The following is a 19,900-nucleotide window of genomic DNA, read 5'->3' as shown; positions in this document are numbered from 1 at the left end:
CAGGCCTTTCGGGCCTCATCGGGGGCAAGCCCCCTCCCACATTTGAAATGCGTTTCAATGTGGGAGGGGGCTTGCCCCCGATTGCGGTAGATCAAGCAACCCTGTACCCAGGCCGAACAATCTTCATGCTCAACGCACAGGTCAGTACAAACGGCACGACCATCGCGATGACCATGCCGATCACAAACACCGCGATGGATTGCGGCACGATCGAAATAAACCCAGGCAAGCCCCCCACGCCGATGGCCGACGCCTGCACCTTGTTCAGCGACAGGAAAATGCTGCCCAGCGCCGAGCCCACCAGGGCCGCATAAAACGGAAACTTGAAGCGCAGGTTCACCCCGAACATCGCCGGTTCAGTGATGCCGAAGTACGCGGAAATCGCCGAGGTCGACGCCATGCTTTTGTCCCGCGCATTGCGGGTGGTGTAGAACACCGCGAGCGCGGCGCTGCCTTGGGCCAGGTTGGACATGACGATCATCGGCCAGATAAAGGTGCCGCCCTGGGTGGAGATAAGCTGCAGGTCCACGGCGAGGAACATGTGGTGCATGCCGGTGATCACCAGCGGCGCATACAGCAGGCCGAAAATCGCCCCGCCGACCATCGGCGCCAGGTCAAACAGGGTGACCACGCCTTCGGTGATCAGGATGCCGAGGTGACGGGTCACCGGGCCGATGATGGCCAGGGCCAGCACACCGGTCACGACGATGGTGGTGATCGGCACGACGAGGAGTTGAATTGCATTGGGCACCCGCGCACGTAGCCATTTCTCGATCACACTCATCACATAAGCCGCCATCAGGATCGGCAGGATCTGCCCTTGGTAGCCCACCTTCTCGATCTGGAACCAACCGAAAATATCGAAGTACGGCAGGCTTTGACCGTCGAGCCCGGCCACTGCCTTGCCATAGTTCCAGGCGTTGAGCAGGTCCGGGTGCACCAGCATCAGGCCGAGCACGATGCCAAGGATTTCACTGCCGCCAAAGCGCTTGGCCGCCGACCAACCGACCAACGCCGGCAGGAACACGAACGAGGTGTTGGCCATCAGGTTGATCAGGCTCCACAGGCCATCCAGGTTTGGATACGCCTCCAGCAGCGTCTTGCCCTCGATGAACATGCCCTTGGCGCCCATCAGGTTATTCACGCCCATCAACAGGCCCGCGATGATCAGTGCGGGTAGGATCGGCATGAACACATCGGAGAACACCCTTACCAGGCGCTGCATGGCATTCGTCTTGTCGGCGCCCTTCTTCTTCACATCGGCGATGGTGGCGGCGGCGAGGCCGGTCTGTTCGCGCAGGGCGGCGTAGACCTTTTCCACTTCGCCGGGGCCGATCACCACTTGGAACAGGCCACCGGTAAAGAACGAACCCTTGACCAGATCGACCTGGTTCAGCGCGCTGCTGTTGACCAGGCTCGGGTCCTTGAGCGCCAGGCGCAGACGGGTCACACAGTGGGCAGCTTGCTCAAGGTTGTCGCTGCCCCCGAGGTTTTCGAGGATCTCGCGGACAATGTTCGAATAGTCGTGGCTCATGCTTGTTTTCCACTTTGATTTTTTTATTTGAGGGGCAGTCATTGGCAGCACGCCGAGGGCAAAAGTACTCGTCTGTACGAGTTAAAGCAACAACTCGTCTGTACGAGTTTAATTTTGTTTATTTCCTGTAGGCCGCCGCATCGCTGCAAGCCGCATAAATCCAAGGGTCTAATGGACAAACCCCCTCTCTGCCACTAAGGTTCCTGCCTTGACCGCAACCCCGGCAAAGAGCCATCCCCATGAGCAAATACAACCAGATCTATACGGATCTGCTTGCCAGCATCACCACTGAACGCCTGCAGCGCGGCACGCGCCTTCCCTCCGAAACCGAATTGATGGACAGCTACCAGGCCAGCCGAGGCACCGTGCGTCGGGCCATCGAGCAGCTGCAGGAGCGTGGGTTTGCGCAAAAGATCCACGGCAAGGGCACCTTCGTGTTGTCGCCCAACCCGATCGAGTTCCAACTGGGCGGCATCGTCAGCTTCCACGAAACCCACGCCGACCTGGGCGATGACGTACGCACCGAAGTGGTCGAATTCACCCAGTTCCCACTGGAAGGTTCACTGCTGCAACACATCGAAGCCGAACCGGGCGCCCTGATCACCCGCATCAAACGGGTACGGCGCATCGGCGGCAAACGGGTGATCCTCGACATCAACCACTTCGTGGCCGACGTGATCCCCGGCCTGGACCGCGCGATTGCCGAGCAGTCGATCTACGCGTTTATCGAACAGACGCTGCAGCTGCAAATTGCCTATGCCCAACGCACCATCGAGGCCCTGCCGCGCGGCAAAGACGACCAGACGCACCTCGACCTCGAAGGCCAAAGTCACGTGATCGTGGTGAGCAACCAGACGTTTTTGCAGGACGGGCGGCAGTTCGAGTACACCGAGTCGCGGCATACGTTGGATAAGTTTTACTTTTCGGATATTGCGCGGCGTTGAGCATAAGTTGGGAAGATCATTGCACTGTGATGCTCTTCGCCAGTCCTGCTGCCCAGGCAGCGGTCATCTTCTCTCCTACCGCCGCGAACTCTGGGTAAGTGCTTCGCCGATATACAACCGATCCCTTTGACTAATCATGGAAGCTCACTGATTTCAATTCATCGAGGGTTTTGCGCCGACGTTTTGGTATGGCGGTCAATTCGTACCCCAAGCCATCGAGGATCGCTGCGACTTTGCGAGTTCCCACTTCGGAGATCGTGTTGTTCTCGATCCCCGAAATGGTGGAGCGGCTCATGCCATGACGGTGCGCAAGCTGACTTTGTGAAAGGCCAGCTGTTTTACGGAGGCTACGGATCAATTTGCCTAACTCTTCCATATCAAAATGCACCCCATACACTGCATGAATAGATAAATCTGAATTTATGCACCCTATACGATGCATTCCATTCTGAATATTGTTTATCTGATACAGTTTTTGACCAAAAGCTTACATGCCATAAACACAAAACCCCGGCACATGGCCGGGGTTTTGTTATTCAGCACTCACCTGCTACCGCAGGATCACTCCCACTCAATCGTCGCCGGCGGCTTGCTCGACACGTCATACGTCACGCGCGAAATACCTTCGATCTCGTTGATGATACGGCCGCTGACAGTCTCCAGCAGTTCGTACGGCAGGTGTGCCCAGCGGGCGGTCATGAAGTCGATGGTTTCTACGGCACGCAGGGCCACAACCCATGCGTAACGACGGCCATCGCCTACTACGCCAACCGACTTAACTGGCTGGAAGACCACGAACGCCTGGCTGACTTTGTGGTACCAGTCGGCCTTGCGCAGTTCCTCGATGAAGATGTGGTCGGCGCGACGCAGCAGGTCGGCGTATTCCTTTTTCACTTCACCGAGGATGCGTACGCCCAGGCCTGGGCCTGGGAATGGGTGGCGGTAGACCATGTCGTACGGCAGGCCGAGTTCCAGGCCCAGACGGCGGACTTCGTCCTTGAACAGTTCGCGCAGCGGTTCTACCAGCTTGAGGTTCATTTCCTCAGGCAGGCCACCCACGTTGTGGTGGGACTTGATCACGTGGGCCTTGCCGCTCTTGGCGCCGGCCGACTCGATCACGTCGGGGTAGATGGTGCCTTGGGCGAGGTACTTGATGTTGTCCAGTTTGTTGGACTGGGCATCGAAGACGTCGATGAAGGTGCGACCGATGATCTTGCGCTTCTTCTCGGGGTCGGACTCGCCGGCCAGGTTGTTGAGGAACTGGTCCTCGGCGTTGGCGCGGATCACTTTGACGCCCATGTTCTCGGCGAACATGGCCATCACTTGCTCGCCTTCGTGCAGGCGCAGCAGGCCGTTGTCGACGAAGACGCAGGTCAGTTGGTCGCCGATGGCTTTGTGCAGCAGCGCGGCGACCACGGAGGAGTCAACGCCGCCGGACAGGCCGAGCAATACGTTGTCGGTGCCGACCTGGGCACGAACCTGGGCGATGGCGTCTTCAGCGATTTTCGACGGGGTCCACAGGGCTTCACACTCGCAGATGTCGAGAATGAAGCGCGACAGGATGCGGCCGCCTTGTTTGGTGTGGGTCACTTCCGGGTGGAACTGCACGCCGTAGTAGCGACGCTCGTCGCTGAACATGCCGGCGATCGGGCAGCTCGGGGTGCTGGCCAGGATGTGGAAGTCTTCCGGCATCTTGGTGACTTTGTCACCGTGGCTCATCCACACGTCGAGGCCGAACAGGCCGTCGGCGTCGATGTGGTCTTCGATACCGTCCAGCAGGCGGCTCTTGCCGACCACGTCCACACGGGCATAACCGAATTCACGCAGCTCGGAACCTTCAACCTTGCCGCCCAGTTGCTCGGCCATGGTCTGCATGCCGTAGCAAATGCCGAAGACCGGTACGCCCAGGTCGAATACGGCTTGCGGGCAGCGCGGGCTGTTGGCTTCGTGCACGGACTCGGGGCCACCGGCGAGGATGACGCCTTTCGGTGCGAATTCGCGGATCGCTTCGTCATCCATGTCGAACGGGTGCAGTTCGCAGTACACGCCGATTTCACGCACGCGGCGTGCAATCAGCTGGGTGTACTGGGAACCGAAGTCGAGGATCAGGATGCGGTGGGCGTGAATGTCGAGGGCCATGAAGTCAGTCTCGTCTAATGAATCAGAAACAACTCGGGGCTGAAGAACAGCCCCGGTTACTTAACATTTTGCTGGAAGCCTCAACCTACGCGGTAGTTTGGCGCTTCCTTGGTGATCTGCACGTCGTGGACATGGGATTCAGCCATGCCGGCGCCGGTGATCCGTACGAACTCTGGCTTGGTGCGCATTTCTTCGATGTCGGCGCTGCCGGTGTAGCCCATCGAGGAACGCAGGCCGCCCATCAGTTGATGGATGATCGCGCTCAGGGTGCCTTTGTACGGCACACGGCCTTCGATGCCTTCCGGGACGAGCTTCTCGGCGCCTGCCGAGGAGTCCTGGAAGTAACGGTCGGAAGAGCCTTGCGCCTGGGACATGGCGCCCAGCGAACCCATGCCACGGTAAGCCTTGTAGGAACGGCCCTGGAACAGTTCGATCTCGCCTGGCGCTTCTTCAGTACCGGCGAACATCGAGCCCATCATCACGCAGGAAGCACCGGCCACGATGGCCTTGGACAGGTCACCGGAGAAACGGATACCGCCGTCGGCGATCAACGGGACGCCAGTGCCTTCAAGGGCAGCGGCGACGTTGGCGATGGCGCTGATTTGCGGCACGCCGACACCGGCGACGATACGCGTGGTGCAGATCGAGCCAGGGCCGATACCGACCTTGACCGCGTCAGCGCCGGCTTCGGCAAGCGCCTTGGCCGCTGCGCCGGTGGCGATGTTGCCGCCGATCACTTGTACGTCAGGGAAATTCTGTTTGACCCAGCGCACACGGTCGATCACGCCTTTGGAGTGACCGTGGGCAGTGTCGACCACCACCACGTCAACACCGGCAGCAACCAGCGCCGAAACGCGGTCGCCGGTGTCTTTACCGGTACCGACTGCAGCGCCGACGCGCAGACGACCTTGGTCATCCTTGCTGGCCAGCGGGTAAGCCTTGGCTTTTTCGATGTCGTTGACGGTCATCATGCCTTTGAGGGCGAATTTGTCGTCGACGATCAGCACGCGCTCGATGCGGTGCTTGTGCAGCAGTTCGCGCACATCGTTCTTGTCGGCGCCTTCCTTGACCGTGACCAGACGCTCTTTAGGCGTCATCACTTCGCGGACGGTGACTTCAAGACGGTTCTCAAAACGCACGTCACGGGAAGTGACGATGCCGACCAGGTCGCCATCGTGCAGCACCGGAACGCCGGAGATGTTGTGCAGGCGGGTCAGTTCGAACAGGTCACGCACGGTGGCGTCGGCTTCGATAGTGATTGGATCTTTCACCACACCGGCTTCGTAACGCTTGACCTTGCGCACTTCGGCAGCTTGCTGCTCGATGGTCATGTTCTTGTGGATGATGCCGATGCCGCCTTCCTGAGCCATGGCAATTGCCAAACGGGCTTCGGTGACGGTGTCCATGGCAGCGGAAACCAGGGGAATATTCAGCTCGATGCCACGGGTTAGGCGGGTCTTGAGACTGACTTCGTTAGGAAGCACCTCGGAATAACCGGGCACTAGGAGAATGTCGTCGAATGTCAGAGCTTCTTGGCTGATACGCAGCATCGCGGGGGCTCCCGAGCGGGAAAATGGAAGCGCGCCATTATATACATGCACCCTGCCGGGCTCAATGTAAAACTCTGACAAACTTGGTAATACTGATAGATGGGTTAAAGCTCGACTTTGACCCAACTCATCTTCTGGTCCAGCCAATCGGCGAATTCGTCGATAAAGCTCTGCTTGAACCCCGCCTCCGCCCAGTTGTTGAAGATGAATCCCAGGTTGGAAAAACCGCATTCCTGCAGGAACAGGAACCCGTTGATGTCGTCTTCATGCCCACACAGCGGGCAGGTGAAGTTGTCGGTGTGGCCGGGCATCCAGTCTTCCAGGCTTTCGAACAGGGCTTCGCCGACTTCCTTGAGGCATTCCGGGCAACCGGCTTCCTCGAGAAAGCCTTTGGCCGGGGTGTAGATGCAGCGTTTGTAGATGATTTCCAGCCCGTTGATGGGCTCGTTGAACGGCAACGCCTCGGGGTGCAGTACCACTGCGCGGGCGCCATCGGCCAGGGCGTAGGCCATGCGGTTGCCGGTGCGACCGCAGGTGGTCAGCTCTTCCTTGATGATGTTCTTGCGCACCAGCCAACGCACGATCGCCCGGGCGCGGGGTTCGTGGACGGGCAAGGTGGAGATTTTCGGGACAAGGATGCTTTGGGAATTCATGGGAGTCCTGCGGTGTGGCGTCTGACGTCATCGGGGGCAAGCCCCCTCCCACATTTTTGAAGGGTGAATACCTTCAAAGGTGGGGGGTTTGCCCGCGAAGAGGCCCTGAAGGCTGGCAGCTTAATCCCTGCCCCACACAGGTCAAGTACTCAAATACCGTCCAATCAACGCAATTCCACTGGCGAGCACCAACCATGTCACCAACCGCACAAACGCCTCACGCGACATCCGCATCGTCAACCTGCGCCCACACCACAGCCCGAGCGCCATCGCTGGCAACAGGCACAGCGCCAACATCAGCAACGGCAGATCCGCATACACCCCGGCAATCAAAAACAGGCTCAAGCGCACCACCGTGCTGCAACTGATCAACGCACTCTGGGTGGCACGCGCCGCGTCCTTGGGCAGGCGGCTGTTCAAGTAGATCGCATATAAAAAGCCGCCACTGCCAAACAACGCGCCGAATAAGCCGCCCACCGTCCCCATTGGAATCGACCACCCCGCCGCCAGCTGCGCGGGCCGCGCCTTGACCATCAGGCTGTAGAGCGCATAGGCGCTGATAAACAGGCCCATCAACAGCAGCAACACGTCGGAATGCAGATTGAGCAAAAACACCACACCCAGCGTGCAACCGATGGCCATGCATGGCAGCAATCGCAGCAGCTCCGGCGTGTTCACGTCCCGCCGCGCTTGCAGCAAGTTGCCAAACGCCGCGACAAAGTCCAACAGCACCAGCAACGGGATGATTTTCGACAGCGGCATAAATAGAATCAGGATCGGGCCCGCGACCAGCGCAGTGCCGAAACCCGCAATGCCAAACACGATGTAGGCCACCACCACACCCACGCCGATCAGCAGCCAATCCGCACCACCAAACGACCACTGACTCATCAGCTCAACCGGGCTCATGGGGAATTCCTTGTTAGAGACAGTCATCACTTTAGCCATCGGCGAGCGATGCGACTAATATCTTCAAAGCCCTCCACTCATCTCGAAAAGGCATGACGCGTGATTTCCACCCGCCAACTGCGCTACTTCGTCGAAATCGCTGACAGCGGCAGTTTCAGTGCCGCCGCCGAGCGCCTGTTCGTCGCGCAATCGGCCCTGAGTCGACAGATCAAAGCGCTGGAGACCCAGCTGCACACCCCGCTGTTCGAACGCACCGCACGCCAACCGCGACTCACGGCTGCGGGTGAGGCCTTCTATCCGCGTGCACGCAACCTGCTGAGTGAATTACTCAAGGCCAGCGAGATGGCAACCCAAGTGGGCAATGGCGAACTCGGCACGCTGCGCCTGAGCCATTCGAGCACCGTGCCGATCAGCGGCCCGCTGCTGCAAGGTATCAGCACCTGGCTGGAGCGCTGCCCTGGGGTGTCGATGGATATCGTCAAACTGTCCTCCGAAGCGCAGCTGGAAGAAATCGCCGACGGTCGCCTGGAAGTCGGCGTGCTGCGCTTGCCCGTGCTGCGCCAGCGTGAGGGGGTGCGGGTGGTGCCTTTATACAGCGAACAACTGCTGCTGGCGGTGCCGCCCAATCATGCGCTGGCGCGCAGTCCTGCGCCCATCGAGCTGGAGCAATTGCGGGACGAAGCGTTTATCTCGATCCCCCACCCACAACGCGGCGGCCTGAGTTATCTGTCAGCCGAGTTGTGTATGCGCGCGGGATTTTTTCCCAAGGCCGCGCGAGTGATGTCGCGCAAGACCACCCAGCTGCAGCTGATCCAGGCCGGCTTCGGCATTGCCTTGTTACCAAAATCCATGCAGGACATTGCCCCGGCCAACGTGCATTTTTTGCCCCTGGCCGACCCGGACTGCCTCAGCACCGTGGCGCTGGCCTGCGCACAGACGCCGAGCGCGCTGGTGGAGCAATTCTGCCAAACCTTGCGCGAATGCCTATAAACTGCCGCCCATGATTAAAGATCGCTCCTCATGATTAAAGACCCGTTTGCCCGACTGGGCCTGGACCGCGAAGTCCTGACTGTCAGCCAGCTCAACGGCCGCGCGCGGGTGTTGCTGGAAGACGTGTTCACCAATATCTGGGTAGAAGGCGAGATCTCCAACCTCGCCCGCCCGGCCTCCGGCCACGTGTATTTCACCCTCAAGGACAGTGGCGCCCAAGTGCGTTGCGCGCTGTTCCGCAATAACGCTGCACGGGTGCGCCAGGCATTGAAAGATGGCCTGGCCGTGAAAGTGCGCGGCAAGGTGTCGCTGTTCGAGGGCCGGGGTGATTACCAGTTGATCCTCGATACCGTCGAGCCAGCCGGTGATGGGGCGTTGCGCCTGGCGTTCGATGCGTTGAAGGAAAAGCTCAGCGCCGAAGGCTTGTTCAGTGCCGAGCGCAAGGTACCGTTGCCTGCGCACCCTCGGCGCATTGGTATTATCAGCTCGCCGACTGGCGCGGTCATTCGCGACATCATCAGCGTGTTCCGCCGTCGGGCGCCGAACATTGAATTGACGCTGATCCCCACCGCCGTGCAAGGCCGCGAAGCCATCCCTCAGATTGTGCGCGCGTTGAAACTGGCGGATACCCGTGGCTTCGACGCGCTGATCCTGGCCCGTGGCGGCGGCTCACTGGAAGACCTCTGGTGCTTCAACGAGGAAGCGGTGGCCCGTGCCGTGGACGCCTGTATCACGCCCATCGTCAGCGCTGTCGGGCATGAGACAGATGTGTCCATCAGCGATTTCGTGGCGGACGTGCGCGCCCCTACCCCCTCCGCCGCGGCTGAACTGCTCGCGCCAGACGCCAGCCACCTGGTGCGCCAGGTCGAAAACCTGCACCGCCGCCTGGTGATGTTGATGCGCAACCGCCTGAGCCATGACCGCCTGCGCCTGGAAGGCATGGCCCGGCGCCTGCGTCACCCCGGCGAACGCCTGCGCCAACAGGCCCAGCGCCTCGACGACCTGGACATGCGCCTGCGTCGCGCGTTTGAGCGCAGCCTCAATACCCGGCGCGAACGGCTGATCCGCCTGGAAACCCGCCTCGCCGGCCAACACCCGGGGCGTCAACTGGCCCTGCTGCGCCAACGCCTGGAGAGCCTCGCCGAACGCCTGCCTCGCGCCATGCGCGAAGGCCTCAAGGCGCGGCGCCTGCAGCTGCAAAGCCAGGTGCAGACGCTGCACGTGGTCAGCCCGCTGGCGACGCTGGGCCGTGGCTACAGCATCCTGCTGGACGAGCGTGGCCAGGCCATTCGCACTGCCGCGCAAACCCACACCGGCCAGCGCCTGACCGCACGTCTCGGTAAAGGCCAATTGCAAGTGCGGGTGGAAGACAACCACCTGACACCCGTCACCCTTTCGTTATTGGATTGATTGATGCCACGTCTATTTAGCCTGTTGATGCTGCTGTGCCTCACGTTTAACGCCCATGCCGACAGCTACATCACCCGCACCCTGAACAAACCGGTGCCAGGGGGTGTGGCCGTGGTCGAGCTGGGCCCTTCGGCCGCCGCACCGAAAGCCACGTACCAAGGCAAGCCGGTGCTGGTGGTGAAAGAGGCGGACAACTGGCTGGCGATTGTCGGCATCCCTCTGACCGTCAAGCCGGGCAACGAGCGCATCAGCAGTGGTGGGCGCAGCCTGCCGTTTATCGTCGGCTACAAGCAGTACCCGGAACAACGCATCACCCTGAAAAACAAAAGCCAGGTGAACCCCGACCCGGCGCAGCTCAAACGCATCGAGGCGGAGCTGGCAGTGCAGATCAAGGCCTACCGCAGCTTCAGCCCGAACCTGCCGAGCAACCTGGTACTGGACAAACCGGTGAACGGGCCGCTGTCGAGCAAGTTTGGCGTGCGTCGTTTCTTCAACGGTGAAGAGCGAAACCCCCACTCGGGCCTGGACTTTGCCGTGCCCGCCGGTACGCCGATCAAGACGCCGGCGAACGGTAAAGTGATTCTGGTGGGCAACTACTTCTTCAACGGCAACACGGTGTTCGTCGACCATGGCCAGGGCTTTATCAGCATGTTCTGCCACATGTCGAAGATCGACGTGAAAGTCGGCCAGCAACTGGCACGCGGCGCAGTGGTGGGCAAGGTCGGTTCGACGGGCCGCGCGACGGGGCCGCACATGCACTGGAATGTCAGCCTGAACGACGCACGGGTTGACCCGGCGATCTTTATCGGCGCGTTCCAACCCTGAAACGCTCAATTGCGCGCCCGATAATGGGCGCGCAATTAAAACCAGCCTGCCACTCATCCCCAAGCATAAAATCTCGTTTCCTACGCAGATAGAAGAACTTCTCTCAATTTTTAGCGACTGCTTGCCATCTTTCACCCCGGCGGTTAGGGTTGAGCTTATGAAAACCTCTCACACCCTCATTCAGCTCCGCCAGCACCGCAGCCTGTGCCTTGTCAGCGCACGACTGCCAGGCTGAATCGATCTGCCTCGTCCTTACGTTTTATCCCTAAAAACAGTTCTACGGCAGGCCGCCTTTTCTCGGCCCCTACTACAAAGGATTTCCCGATGAGCATGCTCAAAGACCCGTCTTCGAAGTACCGCGCGTTCCCGACCATCGATATCCCGGACCGCACCTGGCCATCGAAGACCATCACAGAAGCGCCGATCTGGTGCAGCTCCGACCTGCGTGATGGCAACCAGTCGTTGATCGAGCCGATGGATGCCGTGAAAAAGCTGCGGTTCTGGAAGACCCTGGTCGCCGTTGGCGTGAAGGAAATCGAAGCGTCGTTCCCGGCCGCCTCGCAAACCGACTTCGACTTCGTACGCACCCTGATCGAAGACAACCACATCCCCGAGGACACCACCATCCAGGTGCTGACCCAAGGCCGTGAAGACTTGATCGCACGGACCTTCGAATCCCTGCGCGGTGCCAAGAAAGCCATCGTGCACTTGTACAACGCCACGTCGCCGTCGTTCCGCCGCATCGTATTCAACCAGGATAAGGAAGGCATCAAGGCCATTGCGGTCAACGCGGCCAAGCTGTTCGTCAAATACGCCGCCCAGCAGCCGGAAACCCAGTGGACCTTCGAATACTCCCCGGAAACCTTCAGCGCCACCGAGCTGGAATTTGCCAAGGAAGTCTGTGACGCGGTGATCGAGGTGTGGAACCCGACGCCTGAGCACAAGATGATCCTCAACCTGCCGGCCACCGTGGAATGCGCCACGCCGAACATCTATGCCGACCAGATCGAATGGTTCGGTCGCCATATCAACCGTCGTGACAGCGTGATCATCAGCCTGCACACCCACAACGACCGTGGCACCGGCGTGGCCGCCACCGAGCTGGGCCTGATGGCCGGCGCCGACCGTGTCGAAGGCTGCCTGTTCGGCAATGGCGAGCGTACCGGTAACGTCGACCTCGTCACCGTCGCGCTGAATATGTACACCCAGGGCCTCGACCCGCAACTGGACTTTTCCGACATCGATGGCGTGCGCAAAGTCGTCGAGGAGTGCAACCAGATCCAGGTTCACCCGCGTCACCCATACGTCGGTGACCTGGTGCATACCGCGTTCTCCGGTTCGCACCAGGACGCGATCCGCAAGGGCTTCACCCAGCAGAAAGACGACGCGCTGTGGGAAGTGCCGTACTTGCCGATCGACCCAGCCGACATTGGCCGCAGCTACGAAGCGGTGATTCGCGTGAACAGCCAATCGGGCAAAGGCGGCATCGCCTACCTGCTGGAGCAGGAATACGACATCAGCCTGCCGCGTCGCATGCAGATCGAGTTCAGCCAGGTGGTACAGGCCGAAACCGACCGCGTCGGCCTGGAAATGACCGCACCGCAGATCTACGCCTTGCTGCAGCGTGAATACCTGCAAGCCAACACCCCGTATGCGCTGGTCAGCCATCGCCTGCAGGAAGAGAACGGCAACAGCTTTGTCGAGGTGGAAGTTTCGGGCAAAGGCCAGGGCGAAACCAACCTGCACTGGAAAGGCAAAGGCAACGGCGCGCTGGAAGCGCTGGTGGCGGGCCTGCCGATTGGCGTGGAGATCATGGACTACAACGAACACGCAATCGGTGCCGGCACCAACGCTAAAGCGGCGGCGTACATCGAACTGCGCGTGAACGGCGAGCGCCCGGTGCATGGCGTGGGTATTGATGAAAACATCACCACGGCCAGCTTCAAGGCCCTGTTCAGTGCGCTTAACCGCTCGTTGAGCCAGCAGGAAGCCAAAGCGGCTTAAGCAGTCTGCTTAAATGTGAAAGGCCCCTGGATAGGAGTCCAGGGGCCTTTTTTTGGTTTTGTGATGTCTGTGAGGACCTCATCGGGGGCAAGCCCCCTCCCACATTTTGAATGTATTCACAGATCAACGTGTGGGAGGGGGCCTGCCCCCGATGGCGGTCTGTCAGACAAACTGGAAAGTATCGGCATCCAGGTTCGCCGGAAACCGCGTGCGATACGCCGCCAATTCCGCCGCATCCAAGTTCACCTGGAACACCCCATCCGCCTCCCCCGCACTCAGCAAGGTCTCACCCTGGAAGTCCAACACCTGACTGTCCCCGGTGTAGGCAAACCCCTTCCCGTCCGTCCCCACCCGATTCACCGCCGCCACGTAGCACAGGTTCTCGATGGCCCGCGCCGGCAGCAGGCGGTTCCAGTGCGAGCGCCGCGCTCCGGGCCAGTTGGCGGTGTATAGCAGCAAGTCAGTGTCCTGGGCATCGCGGCTCCACACCGGAAAACGCAGGTCGTAGCAAATCAACGGCCGAATGCGCCAGCCCTTCAATTCGAACTGCACCTGGCGCTCGCCGGGGGTGTAATGGTCGTGCTCGCCGGCCATGCGGAACAGGTGGCGCTTGTCGTAATGCAGCACCTCGCCATCCGGCCGCGCCCACAGCAGGCGGTTGCGGTGGCTGCCGTCGGCGGCCTGGATGATCACACTGCCGGTGATGACCGCGTTGTACTTGGCCGCCTGGTTTCGTAACCAGCGATGGGTCGGACCGTTTTCCGGCTCGGCGAGCGTCTCGGATTCCATGGAAAAACCGGTGGTGAACATCTCTGGCAGCACGATCAGGTCGGCGCCTTTGGCTTGCTCCAGCAACAATTCGAAGTGCTCAAGGTTAGCCTGGCGGTCGTGCCAGGCCAGAGTGGTCTGGACCAGGGCGATGTTCAGGTTCGGCAACGCATTCAGATCACGCATAGTTTTTCGGCTGCTTGTTGCAGCGTTTCCTCGCGTTTGGCAAAGCACAGGCGCACCAGGCGCTGGCCTTGGGGTGGGTTCTGGTAGAACACCGAGACCGGAATGGTGGCCACGCCGTGTTCACGTGTCATCCACAGCGACATGGCGACGTCGTCCAAGTCCGGACGGATCTGTGAGTAATCCACCAGTTGGAAGTAGGTGCCGGTGACGCGGGTAAAGCTGAAACGCGATGGCGCCAGCAGGTCACAGAACAGGTCGCGCTTGGCTTGGTAAAAAGCCGGCAGCTCCTCAACATGCTCCGGATGTTCGGCCATGAAGTCGGCCAACGCGTACTGCAACGGGGTGACGCCGCAGAAGTTGACGTATTGGTGCACCTTGCGCAGTTCGGCTGTCAGGGCCGGTGGCGCGACGACGTAGCCGGTTTTCCAGCCGGTGACGTGGTAGGTCTTGCCGAAGGAACTGACCACGAAGGCGCGCTGATAAAGCTCCTCATGGGCCAGTACGCTGACGTGGGGCACGCCGTCGAATACCAGGTGCTCGTAAACCTCGTCGCTGACCAGGTAGATATCGCGGTCGCGGATCAATGCCGCTAACAGATCAAGCTCGGCGCGACTGATCAGCGCGCCCGTCGGGTTGTGCGGTGTGTTGAGGATGATCATGCGCGTACGCGGCGACAGCGCCGCCTGGATCTTCTCGAAGTCGAGGGCAAAGCCATCCAGGCTCAGTTGCACGTGCACGCAACGGCCACCGGCCAGCTCGACCGAGGGCTCGTAGCTGTCGTAGCACGGGTCAAACACGATGACCTCATCGCCATGACGAATCACCGCTTGAATTGCGCAGAAGATCGCCTCGGTGGCCCCAGGGGTGATGGTCACTTCACTGTCGGCATTGACCGTGGCGCCATAACTGCGGGCGATCTTGGCGGCCACCTGCTGACGCAGCACCGGCAGGCCGGTCATGGGTGCATATTGGTTGTGACCGAGGGCGATATGCTTGCCGACCGCGTCAAGCAAACCCTGAGGGCCATTGAAGTCCGGGAAGCCTTGGGACAGGTTGAGCGCACCGGTTTCGGCGGCGAGTTGCGACATCGTGGTGAAAATCGTCGTGCCGACATTCGGCAGCTTGCTGGTGATCATCGGAGGCCCCTGCAGGTGAGCCCCAAGTTTTAAGCTGCCAGCCGCATCGGGTCAAGGCACAAACCTGCGGGCACAAAAAAGGGCTCATCAAGAGCCCTTTTTGCGAGGTCGGAATCAGCGCTTGTCGCGGCGCTTCTTGTCGGCCTTCTTGTGGTGAGTCATCAAACGACGCTTCTTGTTCACCTGACGGTCCGTCAGTGTGTTCTTGTTGCCTTCGTACGGGTTCTCGCCACCCTTGAACTCGATACGGATCGGCGTACCGACCAGTTTCAAGACACGGCGGTAGGTGTTTTCCAGGTAACGCACGTAGGACTTCGGCACCTTCTCGATCTGGTTACCGTGGATCACGATAATCGGCGGGTTGGCACCGCCCAAGTGGGCGTAACGCAGTTTGATCCGGCGGTTGTTGACCATCGGCGGCGCGTGCTCGCCAACGGCGTCTTCCAGGATCTGGGTGAGGCGGTTGGTCGGCCAGCGGGTAACCGCGGACTTGAACGAGTTCTGCACGGACGCGTAGAGGTTGCCCACGCCGGTACCATGCAGTGCCGAGATAAAGTGAATATCGGCGAACTCGACAAAAAACAGTCGGCGCTGCAGCTCGATCTTGACGAAATCGCGCTCGCTCGGCGTCATGCCGTCCCACTTGTTGATCGCGATGACCAACGCTCGACCGGCTTCCAGGGCAAAGCCCAGCAGGTTGAGGTCGTGGTCCACCACGCCTTCGCGGGCATCCATCACGAAGATCACCACGTTGGCGTCTTTGATCGCTTGCAGGGTTTTGACCACCGAGAACTTTTCAACTTCCTCGTGGATCTTGCCGCGCTTGCGCACACCGGCGGTGTCGATCAGCGTGTACTTCTCGTCGTTACGCTCGAACGGGATGTAGATGCTGTCGCGGGTAGTGCCGGGCTCGTCGTAGACGATGACCCGGTCTTCACCGAGCATGCGGTTGACCAGGGTCGACTTGCCGACGTTAGGGCGACCGATGATGGCGATCTTGATACCGTCTTTTTCACTCGGGCCAGGAATGCGCTTGGCTTCCTCACCTTCGGCGACGATCTCTTCTTCACCCTCTTCCTCCTCATCGTCATCCTTCGGGAAGGTGCTGAGGGCAATTTCCAGCATCTGGGTGATGCCGCGACCGTGGGCACCGGCGACCGGGATCGCGTCGCCCAGGCCCATCGGGCTGAATTCGGCACGGGCCTGCTCAGGATCGATGTTGTCGATCTTGTTGGCGACCAGATAGGAACGCTTGTTGCGCTTGCGCAGGTGCTCGCCGATCATCTGGTCGGCAGCGGTGTAGCCCGCACGGGCATCCACCAGGAACAACACGACATCGGCTTCTTCAATGGCCAGCAGCGACTGCTCGGCCATCTTTTCATCCATGCCATGCTCGTCACCGGAGATACCACCGGTGTCGACAATAATGTAGGAGCGCCCTTGCCACTTTGCCTCACCGTATTGGCGATCACGGGTCAGACCGGACAAGTCGCCGACGATGGCGTCGCGAGTCCTGGTCAGGCGGTTGAACAAGGTGGACTTGCCGACGTTAGGTCGGCCCACCAGGGCGATTACGGGAACCATGCGGCTCTCCACTTCGTTATTTCAGAAAATACAAAAGCCGCTGCAAGGCAGCGGCTGGTGCTCGGGGCAGCATAATCAAATGCCGCATGCCCCGCCGAAGCGGGGCCGCCTGGGTGTTACCCCAAGCATAGTTCTTACTTGATGGTCAGGGCTTCCAGCTTGCCGCTGTTGCCAAACACATAAAGCATGTTACCCACCACCAGCGGACGGGCACGCAGGCCGTCGCTGTCGATACGCTCGCGACCGACGAAGCGACCGTCCACCTGGCTCAGCAGGTGCAGGTAGCCTTCGAAGTCACCTACCGCCACATAGCTGGAGAACACTTCCGGTGCCGACAGTTGACGGCGAGCCAGGGAATCGTTGCTCCACAGTGCAGTGGTGGAACGCTCGTCGACACTTTCAACGGTGCCGGACGCCAGGCTTACGTAGACGCTGCCAAAGCCTTGGGCGACACCGGCGTAGCTGGAAGCATCACGCTGCCAGTTGACGCGGCCGCTCTGCAGGTCCAGCGCCGCAACACGGCCCTGGTAAGTCGCGACGTAGAGGGTTTCACCGGACAGCAGCAAGCCGCCGTCGATGTCCACTACGCGGTCCAGCTCGGAACGACCTTGGGGAATGGCCACACGGGTTTCCCAGGCCGGCACGCCGTTCTGGGTATCCAGGGCGACCACTTTACCGGTCGACAGGCCTGCAACGGCCAGATTATTGGTCACAATCGGACCACTGGTACCGCGCAGCGTCAGCACCGCCGGGGTGCTGTCGTACAACCAACGCTGTTCGCCAGTGCTGGCGTCGAGGCCGATCACACGGTCATCCTGGGTCTGCACCACGACGATATCGCCGTTGGTGGCAGGCGGTGCGAGGACTTCACTGGTCACGCGAGCGCGCCATTTCTCTTCACCGGTGCTGGAATCCAGGGCCACGACTTCGCCTTTCAGCGTGCCGAGCATGACCATGCCGTAACCCACGCCTACGGCGCCGGAGACTGGCAATTCGAGGTCTTTCTTCCACTTCACATCGCCGTTCATGCGATCCATGGAGATCACTACGCCGGTGACGTCAGCGGCCACAATGTTTTCACCGTCGATTGCCGGTACCAACATGTTGTAGGTGTCGCCTTGGCCGTCACCGATGGAGCGGCTCCACTGCTTTTGCAGGATCACTTCTTCCTTGAAGCTGGTCAGCTCGGCCGGAGGCAGTTCTTTTTTACTGTTGCTGCTGCAACCCGCGGCCAGAACGGCCAGAGCCAGCAATGCTGCATGTTTCCAACGGATCACGTCACGCATCCCCTTTGGCCAAGTCGTCCAGCTTGATTTGTAAGCCACCGACCGCCGCTTCATCAGACAGCGCCGCCTTGGCTTTTTGGTACGCAGCATTGGCTTCGTCGGTACGACCCAATTGGACCAACAGGTCGCCCTTGAGCTCTTCGCGAGTGGCTACAAATGCCTTGTCAGCATCGCCGTCGAGCAGTTTGAGTGCTTCGTCAGCCTTGTTCTGTGCCGCCAGTACCTGAGCCAGGCGCTGACGTGCGATTTCACCCAGGGTCGGGTTGGTCGGCTTGTCGGCGATGGCCTTCAGTTCAGCGGCTGCGTCATCCAGCTTGCCGGTGTCGACCGCGACTTTCGCGACGAACAGGCTGCCGTATTGGGCGTAGGTGCTACCGCCGAATTCGTTCTTCAGCTTGCCGGCCAGGTCTGCGACCTGCGCAGGATCAGGCTTGCCGTCCGGCGTCAGGGTGGTTTCCAGCAATTGCTGATAGAGGATCGAGGCGCCTTGGGACTGGTTGGCCTGATACTTGGTCCAGGCTTGCCAGCCGAACACCACCACTAAAGCCAGCAGGCCGCCAGTTACCAGGGGCTTGCCGTTACGCTGCCACCAGTCCTTGAACTCGGCCAGTTGCTCATCATCAGTACTCGACACCCCAATACTCCTTAATCGCTAAATTCGGCTGTTCGACAGCTTCAACCCTGCACGACGCAGGTGGCCAAGTGCGCGGCGAGCGCATCAAAGGCAATGTTCTGTTGCTCGCCCTGGCCACGCAGGGGTTTGAAACCTATCACTTGCTGGGCCAGTTCGTCTTCGCCGAGGATCAGTGCATACAGTGCACCGCTCTTGTCGGCCTTCTTGAATTGGCTCTTGAAGCTGCCGGCGCCGGCATTGATCTGCAGGCGCAGGTTCGGCAGTTGGTCGCGGACTTTTTCGCTCAGGGCCAGGGCCGCCAGTTCGGCCGCCTCGCCAAAGGCGCACAGGTACACGTCCACCTGACGGGAGATCTCTTCCGGGACCTGCTCCAGGGTTTCGAGCAGCAGGATCAGCCGCTCGATGCCCATGGCAAAACCTACGCCCGTGGTCGGCTTGCCGCCCATCTGCTCGACCAGGCCGTCATAGCGGCCACCGGCACACACGGTGCCCTGGGCGCCGAGTTTGTCGGTGACCCACTCGAACACGGTCTTGCTGTAGTAGTCGAGGCCACGCACCAATTTCGGGTTGATCACGTAGGGAATACCGGCCGCATCCAGACGAGCCTTGAGGCCCTCGAAGTGCGTACGGGATTCATCGTCCAGGTAATCGGCCATTTTTGGCGCGTTGACCAGCACGGCTTGGGTGTCGGCGTTCTTGGTATCGAGGACGCGCAACGGGTTGGTCTTCAGACGGCGCTGGCTGTCCTCGTCCAACTTGTCCAGGTGGGCGGACAGGTATTCAACCAGGGCAACGCGGTAGCGGCCCCGGGATTCGCTGGTGCCCAGGCTGTTGAGTTCAAGCTTGACCGCGTCGCGGATGCCCAACACGCCCCACAGGCGCCAGGTCAGCACGATCAGCTCGGCGTCGATGTCCGGACCGTCGAGGTTGAACACCTCCAAGCCGATCTGGTGAAACTGGCGATAACGACCTTTCTGCGGGCGCTCGTGGCGGAACATCGGACCGATGTACCACAGTTTCTGCGGCTGGCCGCCACCGGTGAGGCCATGCTCGAGCACGGCGCGCACGCACGCGGCAGTACCTTCCGGACGCAGGGTCAGGGAGTCGCCGTTACGGTCTTCAAAGGTGTACATCTCTTTTTCGACGATGTCGGTCACTTCACCGATGGAGCGTTTGAACAGCTCGGTGAACTCGACGATCGGCATGCGGATCTGCTTGTAACCGTAGTTATCCAGCAGGCGCGCGACCGTGCTCTCGAAGTAGCGCCACAGTGGCGTCTGCTCCGGCAGGATGTCGTTCATGCCACGAATGGCTTGCAGAGACTTGCTCACATCAAATCCTTAAATTC

At 60.4% G+C, this 19,900-nt stretch carries 17 protein-coding genes; 5 read left to right on the top strand and 12 right to left on the bottom strand.

Translation table 11 applies throughout. The features are described 5' to 3' along the window. Nucleotides 1-91: 91 nt before the first annotated feature. A complete protein-coding gene (gene treP, locus AC3ZU9_RS02460; RefSeq protein ID WP_490090275.1) occupies nucleotides 92-1,534 on the bottom strand; it encodes a PTS system trehalose-specific EIIBC component in 1,443 nt (480 codons plus the stop codon). A gap of 239 nt (nucleotides 1,535-1,773) precedes the next feature. On the opposite strand from treP, the gene treR reads away from it, so the two are divergent. Next, nucleotides 1,774-2,478 carry a trehalose operon repressor gene (gene treR / locus AC3ZU9_RS02455; RefSeq protein WP_015885723.1) on the top strand — a complete coding sequence of 235 codons (705 nt, stop codon included), beginning with the start codon at nucleotides 1,774-1,776 and terminating at the stop codon, nucleotides 2,476-2,478. 130 nt (nucleotides 2,479-2,608) lie between these two features. Here treR and AC3ZU9_RS02450 read toward each other — a convergent pair whose 3' ends face one another. The 5 genes from AC3ZU9_RS02450 to AC3ZU9_RS02430 all read right to left on the bottom strand — a co-directional run bounded on the left by AC3ZU9_RS02450 (nucleotide 2,609) and on the right by AC3ZU9_RS02430 (nucleotide 7,729). Beyond that, on the bottom strand, nucleotides 2,609-2,854 hold the full coding sequence (locus AC3ZU9_RS02450; protein ID WP_490090274.1) for a helix-turn-helix domain-containing protein: 246 nt from the start codon (nucleotides 2,852-2,854) through the stop codon (nucleotides 2,609-2,611). Between the two features lie 185 nt (nucleotides 2,855-3,039). Continuing rightward, nucleotides 3,040-4,617 (bottom strand): glutamine-hydrolyzing GMP synthase, encoded by a 1,578-nt coding sequence (gene guaA / locus AC3ZU9_RS02445; protein ID WP_015885725.1) that lies wholly within the window; start codon nucleotides 4,615-4,617, stop codon nucleotides 3,040-3,042. Between the two features lie 80 nt (nucleotides 4,618-4,697). Then, nucleotides 4,698-6,167 (bottom strand): IMP dehydrogenase, encoded by a 1,470-nt coding sequence (gene guaB / locus AC3ZU9_RS02440; RefSeq protein WP_015885726.1) that lies wholly within the window; start codon nucleotides 6,165-6,167, stop codon nucleotides 4,698-4,700. Between the two features lie 104 nt (nucleotides 6,168-6,271). Continuing rightward, a complete protein-coding gene (locus AC3ZU9_RS02435; protein ID WP_015885727.1) occupies nucleotides 6,272-6,820 on the bottom strand; it encodes a hypothetical protein in 549 nt (182 codons plus the stop codon). A gap of 141 nt (nucleotides 6,821-6,961) precedes the next feature. Next, entirely contained in the window at nucleotides 6,962-7,729 is a 768-nt protein-coding gene (locus tag AC3ZU9_RS02430; protein ID WP_490090273.1) for a sulfite exporter TauE/SafE family protein, read from the bottom strand. A gap of 99 nt (nucleotides 7,730-7,828) precedes the next feature. On the opposite strand from AC3ZU9_RS02430, the gene AC3ZU9_RS02425 reads away from it, so the two are divergent. The 4 genes from AC3ZU9_RS02425 (at nucleotide 7,829) to leuA (ending at nucleotide 12,958) form a co-directional block, all read left to right on the top strand. Continuing rightward, a complete protein-coding gene (locus AC3ZU9_RS02425) occupies nucleotides 7,829-8,719 on the top strand; it encodes a LysR family transcriptional regulator (RefSeq protein ID WP_102060857.1) in 891 nt (296 codons plus the stop codon). A gap of 30 nt (nucleotides 8,720-8,749) precedes the next feature. After that, on the top strand, nucleotides 8,750-10,129 hold the full coding sequence (gene xseA, locus AC3ZU9_RS02420) for an exodeoxyribonuclease VII large subunit (protein ID WP_490090272.1): 1,380 nt from the start codon (nucleotides 8,750-8,752) through the stop codon (nucleotides 10,127-10,129). A gap of 3 nt (nucleotides 10,130-10,132) precedes the next feature. Further along, nucleotides 10,133-10,954, top strand: coding sequence for a M23 family metallopeptidase (locus tag AC3ZU9_RS02415; RefSeq protein WP_015885731.1), 822 nt, complete (start codon nucleotides 10,133-10,135; stop codon nucleotides 10,952-10,954). A gap of 324 nt (nucleotides 10,955-11,278) precedes the next feature. Then, a complete protein-coding gene (gene leuA / locus AC3ZU9_RS02410) occupies nucleotides 11,279-12,958 on the top strand; it encodes a 2-isopropylmalate synthase (RefSeq protein WP_015885732.1) in 1,680 nt (559 codons plus the stop codon). 162 nt (nucleotides 12,959-13,120) lie between these two features. On the opposite strand, the gene AC3ZU9_RS02405 is transcribed toward leuA, so the two are convergent. The 6 genes from AC3ZU9_RS02405 to hisS form a co-directional block, all read right to left on the bottom strand. Next, nucleotides 13,121-13,912: an amidohydrolase gene (locus AC3ZU9_RS02405; protein WP_093543283.1), complete on the bottom strand. Its 792-nt coding sequence runs from the start codon at nucleotides 13,910-13,912 to the stop codon at nucleotides 13,121-13,123. Further along, complete coding sequence (locus tag AC3ZU9_RS02400; protein ID WP_405121461.1) at nucleotides 13,900-15,048, bottom strand: pyridoxal phosphate-dependent aminotransferase; 1,149 nt, start codon at nucleotides 15,046-15,048, stop codon at nucleotides 13,900-13,902. The genes AC3ZU9_RS02405 and AC3ZU9_RS02400 overlap by 13 nt, the downstream gene beginning before the upstream one ends. A gap of 114 nt (nucleotides 15,049-15,162) precedes the next feature. Beyond that, nucleotides 15,163-16,632 (bottom strand): ribosome biogenesis GTPase Der, encoded by a 1,470-nt coding sequence (gene der / locus AC3ZU9_RS02395; protein ID WP_043205850.1) that lies wholly within the window; start codon nucleotides 16,630-16,632, stop codon nucleotides 15,163-15,165. 134 nt (nucleotides 16,633-16,766) lie between these two features. Then, nucleotides 16,767-17,918, bottom strand: coding sequence for an outer membrane protein assembly factor BamB (gene bamB / locus AC3ZU9_RS02390; protein WP_064053760.1), 1,152 nt, complete (start codon nucleotides 17,916-17,918; stop codon nucleotides 16,767-16,769). Further along, on the bottom strand, nucleotides 17,911-18,552 hold the full coding sequence (locus AC3ZU9_RS02385; protein ID WP_015885737.1) for a YfgM family protein: 642 nt from the start codon (nucleotides 18,550-18,552) through the stop codon (nucleotides 17,911-17,913). Before AC3ZU9_RS02385 ends, bamB begins: the two co-directional genes overlap by 8 nt. A gap of 41 nt (nucleotides 18,553-18,593) precedes the next feature. Next, the gene (gene hisS / locus AC3ZU9_RS02380) at nucleotides 18,594-19,883 is read right to left on the bottom strand and encodes a histidine--tRNA ligase (protein ID WP_046035235.1); all 1,290 of its coding nucleotides are present in this window, start codon (nucleotides 19,881-19,883) and stop codon (nucleotides 18,594-18,596) included. Between the last annotated feature and the right edge of the window lie 17 nt (nucleotides 19,884-19,900).

It is taken from the genome of Pseudomonas sp. A39, from assembly GCF_058145955.1.
This window is presented reverse-complemented; position numbering and strand designations above follow the sequence as displayed.

Coding starts and splice junctions, on each gene's coding strand:
- treP (WP_490090275.1), bottom strand. CDS start 1,534: ATGAGCCACGACTATTCGAACATTGTCCGCGAGATCCTCGAAAACCTC.
- treR (WP_015885723.1), top strand. CDS start 1,774: ATGAGCAAATACAACCAGATCTATACGGATCTGCTTGCCAGCATCACC.
- AC3ZU9_RS02450 (WP_490090274.1), bottom strand. CDS start 2,854: ATGGAAGAGTTAGGCAAATTGATCCGTAGCCTCCGTAAAACAGCTGGC.
- guaA (WP_015885725.1), bottom strand. CDS start 4,617: ATGGCCCTCGACATTCACGCCCACCGCATCCTGATCCTCGACTTCGGT.
- guaB (WP_015885726.1), bottom strand. CDS start 6,167: ATGCTGCGTATCAGCCAAGAAGCTCTGACATTCGACGACATTCTCCTA.
- AC3ZU9_RS02435 (WP_015885727.1), bottom strand. CDS start 6,820: ATGAATTCCCAAAGCATCCTTGTCCCGAAAATCTCCACCTTGCCCGTC.
- AC3ZU9_RS02430 (WP_490090273.1), bottom strand. CDS start 7,729: ATGAGCCCGGTTGAGCTGATGAGTCAGTGGTCGTTTGGTGGTGCGGAT.
- xseA (WP_490090272.1), top strand. CDS start 8,750: ATGATTAAAGACCCGTTTGCCCGACTGGGCCTGGACCGCGAAGTCCTG.
- AC3ZU9_RS02415 (WP_015885731.1), top strand. CDS start 10,133: ATGCCACGTCTATTTAGCCTGTTGATGCTGCTGTGCCTCACGTTTAAC.
- leuA (WP_015885732.1), top strand. CDS start 11,279: ATGAGCATGCTCAAAGACCCGTCTTCGAAGTACCGCGCGTTCCCGACC.
- AC3ZU9_RS02405 (WP_093543283.1), bottom strand. CDS start 13,912: ATGCGTGATCTGAATGCGTTGCCGAACCTGAACATCGCCCTGGTCCAG.
- AC3ZU9_RS02400 (WP_405121461.1), bottom strand. CDS start 15,048: ATGATCACCAGCAAGCTGCCGAATGTCGGCACGACGATTTTCACCACG.
- der (WP_043205850.1), bottom strand. CDS start 16,632: ATGGTTCCCGTAATCGCCCTGGTGGGCCGACCTAACGTCGGCAAGTCC.
- bamB (WP_064053760.1), bottom strand. CDS start 17,918: ATGCGTGACGTGATCCGTTGGAAACATGCAGCATTGCTGGCTCTGGCC.